Source organism: Corallococcus sp. AB049A, from assembly GCF_003668885.1.
Classification (GTDB): Bacteria; Myxococcota; Myxococcia; order Myxococcales; family Myxococcaceae; genus Corallococcus; species Corallococcus interemptor.
On the sequence record NZ_RAWL01000632.1, the window covers coordinates 1 to 3,550 of the forward strand.

A 3,550-nucleotide genomic window follows, 5' to 3' on the forward strand; every position below is an offset into this window, starting at 1 on the left:
CCTCCACCCTGCGCGGCGCCGCCTGCGTCCCGCGGCCCACCAGCCACGCCGCCCCCATCACGACGAGGGCCACCAGCCACATTCCCCTCACGATCCAGCGCATCCGTCCGTCCCTTCAGTGGGTTGCATCCGTCCACCCACCCTCAGTGCAGCCCCGGTGCCATCCACTTCCGAGCAGGCTTCACCCACGGTACGTGGAAGTCGCTCACGACCCTGGGTCCGAGCATGGTAAACCTGGGGAATCTACTTATTGCAGTGACTCCAGAATAATGTGGCAATTCCGGAAAGTTTCGGGTAGACAGGCAGGACTCGCGAGCCGGCTGTCCGGGCGCGCGCAAGAGGGGGCCCATCGGAGGAATTCGTCGTGACCGCATCGAGCTCGCCCATCCGTTGTCTGCTGTATCCGTCCCTGGGCGAGGTGCGGGAGCACGTGCGCGTGGAGCTGTTCGCGCGGGCGCTGTCGGAGCGGATGGGCCGCCCGGTCGTCATGTCCATGGCGCCCACCTACGAGTTCCTGGAGGCGGAGCTCGCCGCGGGCCGGGTGGAGATGGCCTGGGGCACCGCCGAGCAGTGCAACGCCTTCGAGCCGCAGGCGCGCGCGGTGCTTCGCGCGGTGCGCTCTGGAAGCTGGCACTACCACTCCGCCTTCATCTGCCGCGCGGACGAGCCGCTGACGCTGGAGACGCTCCAGGGCAAGCGCGTGGCGTGGGTGGCGCCGCGCTCCACGGGCGGGCACCTGCTGCCGGTGCGCCACCTGGAGTCGCTGGGCCTGCGCCCGGACACGCTCTTCTCCGAGCAGCGCTTCCTGGGCACCTACCGCAAGGCGCTGGACGCCGTGCTGCGCGGCGAGTCGGACCTGTGCGCGCTCTTCTGCAACCACACGGACGCGCACGCGATGCGCGCCACGCTGACGACGTACCTGGGCGCGGACGCTCCGCGGCTCATGCCGTTTCTCTTCACCATCCCCACGCTCGCCGACGGCCTCATCCTCACCAGGCGGATGCCGGAAGCGGACGCGCAGGCGCTCATCTCCGTCCTCACGCGGATGAACACCGACGGCGCGGGCCTGGAGATGCTCATGGGGCCCTTCCGGGTGGAGGGCTTCGTGCGCTCGCCCGGCGTGGATGCGCCCGCGTCCAGCCCGCGCCCCTCGGCGACCGCGGAGTACCTGGCCGGGGAGCTGGACGCGGAGGGGCGCTGCCTCAGGCTGTGGTCCCCGTCCGGCCGCGCCTTCGGCCTGGACATGCGCGGCGCGGAGGGGCGCAAGCTGGAGGACGTCCTGGGCTCCGCCGCGAGCAAGCCCCTTATCTCCCTGCTCCAGGCCGTCCTCCGGGGCGGCTCCGACGGCCGGCTGGAGTACCGGCTCACCGTGAACGGCGACGAGCGCATCTACGCGGCGGAGATCACCCCGTGCGTGCCCTCGCCCGGAGGCACGGGCGTGAAGCTGGGCCTGCTGGTGCGCGACGTCAGCGGCCTGCGCTCGCTGGAAGACCCGCTCTATCGCCTGGCGTCGTTCCCGCTGCTGCACCCGGAGCCGCTGCTGGAGCTGGGCATGGACGGGGAGCTGCGGTACGCGAACCCCGCCACCCACGCGGCGTTCCAGGACCTGGTGGAGAAGGGCGCCACGCACCCGCTGGTGCACGCGGCGCTCACCTGGGCCTGGCGCGGCGCGCCCCCGGGAGAGCCCGCGCCCACGGTGCACCTGGACGGCCGCTACTGGGAGCTCACCGTCGCGCAGCTGTGGGACCCGCCGGGCCTGCGCGTCTTCGCGCGCGACGTGACGCTGCGCAAGCAGCTGGAGGCGCGGCTGTTCCAGGCGGACCGGCTGTCCGCGCTGGGCTCGCTCGCGGCGGCGGTGGGCCATGAGATGAACAACCCGCTGGCCTTCGTGCTGGCCAACCTCTCGTACATCCGCGAGGAGATGGACCGCCTGAAGCAGCCGCTGCTCGCCGGCACGCCGGTGCCGCGCGCGGACCTGGAGGACATGCTGTCCGCGCTGAGCGAGACGGTGGAGGGCGCCACCCGGCTCAAGCACATCGTGCAGGACCTGCGCACGCTGTCGCGCAAGCCGCCGGAGCACCGCGCCCGCGTGGCCGTGCAGCCGGTGCTGGAGAACGCCCTCAAGCTCCTGCGAGGTGAGTTGCAGCACCGCGCCCGGCTGGAGCGGGACTTCCACGACATGCCCACGGTGGACGCGGACGAGGCGCGCCTCACCCAGCTCTTCCTCAACCTGCTGCTCAATGCCTTGCAGCAGATGGACACCCAGGACGCCGCGCACAACGTGCTGCGCGTGGCGGCCTACACCAGCGAGGACGGCGAGGTGGTGGTGGAGGTGCAGGACTCCGGCAAGGGGCTGTCCCCGGACGCGCTCGCGCACATCTTCGAGCCCTTCGCCACCTCGCGCCCCAACAGCACCGGCCTGGGCCTGTCCGTGAGCCACACCATCGCCACCGGCCTGGGCGGCACGCTGCGCGCGGAGAGCCGCGAGGGCCGGGGCACGCTGCTCACCGTCACGCTGCCGGCCGCCGTGCCCGTGGCCGAAGGCCTGCGCGCCTGCTAGCCGCGCTCCAGCATCACTTCCAGCCGGGGCACGTAGTGGCCGCGCGTGCTCTCGAAGAGCACCAGCCGGTCCACGCGCCCCTCGCCCCACGCTGCGTTCTGCAACTCGCGAGCGCACGCCGCCAGCGCCGGGTCTCCGCGCATCGGACGCGCGCGGGCCAGCGTGAGGTGCGCGACGTACTCGCCGTGCTCGGACGTGAAGCCCAGGGGCTCCAGCGCGCGCGCCACGTCCGCCTGGAGCGCCTTCAGCGCGGCGGTGTCCCCGCGCACGTCCGCCCAGAGCACGCGCGGGTGTGAGGGCGAACCGAACGTCCCGCCGCCACCGACCGACAGCACGAAGGGCGCGTGGTACAGCCCCACCGGCTCCAGCGCGTCGCGCAGCTCCGGCAGGCGGCTGTCGTCCACGTCCCCCAGGAAGAGCAGCGTCAGGTGCACGCCCTCCGGCCGCACCCACTTCGCGTCCGGAGCCAGGGTGCGCAGGCGCTCGATGCCCCGCCCGGTCTCGGCGGTGAGGGCGTCCCCCAGGGTCACGGCGGTGAACAGGCGCATCGCGAAGCCCTCCTTCAGGGAACCTGGACGCTGCCCACCGCTCGCGCCTTCCGGGGCCAGAGGGCATAGAGCCAGGCGGGCAGGAACACGAGGAACTCCACGACGCTCACGTACAGCCCGCGCGCGGACAGCATGCCCGCGCCAATGGGCGCCACCGGCAGCGGCCGCACCGGGGCGAAGACGCGCGCGTTGGAGAAGGGCCAGAAGAGGGCCGCGCCCAGCCCGCCGTCCGTGAGCGTGTCCAGGATGCCGTGGCTGGCCAGCGCCGCGAACGCCAGCAGGCCCCAGCGCGTGCCGGGCTCCCCCTTCCACCGGGCGAGCGCCCCCACCGCGAGCGCCACCGCCGCCGCGAACACGAACGAGTGCGACGCACCCCGGTGCCCCCACGTCGCCGCGTAGGGGATGCGCAGCGCGAAGGCCACCACGTCCGCGTCCGGCAGCC

3 protein-coding genes are annotated in these 3,550 nt (G+C 72.9%); 1 reads left to right on the forward strand and 2 read right to left on the reverse strand.

Annotation, left to right across the window (positions count from 1 at the left end; translation table 11 throughout):
• Window positions 1-364: 364 nt before the first annotated feature.
• Window positions 365-2,560 (forward strand): PhnD/SsuA/transferrin family substrate-binding protein, encoded by a 2,196-nt coding sequence (locus D7X55_RS37455; protein ID WP_121725532.1) that lies wholly within the window; start codon window positions 365-367, stop codon window positions 2,558-2,560.
• On the opposite strand, the gene thpR is transcribed toward D7X55_RS37455, so the two are convergent.
• Window positions 2,557-3,108 (reverse strand): RNA 2',3'-cyclic phosphodiesterase, encoded by a 552-nt coding sequence (gene thpR, locus D7X55_RS37460; protein WP_121725533.1) that lies wholly within the window; start codon window positions 3,106-3,108, stop codon window positions 2,557-2,559. The genes D7X55_RS37455 and thpR overlap by 4 nt on opposite strands.
• 14 nt (window positions 3,109-3,122) lie before the next feature.
• A partial coding sequence (locus tag D7X55_RS37465; protein WP_147470373.1) for a metal-dependent hydrolase occupies window positions 3,123-3,550 on the reverse strand: 428 nt, incomplete at its 5' end.

Bases quoted from the DNA above. Each gene is read 5' to 3' on its own strand.
- thpR (WP_121725533.1), bottom strand. From the start codon at position 3,108: ATGCGCCTGTTCACCGCCGTGACCCTGGGGGACGCCCTCACCGCCGAG.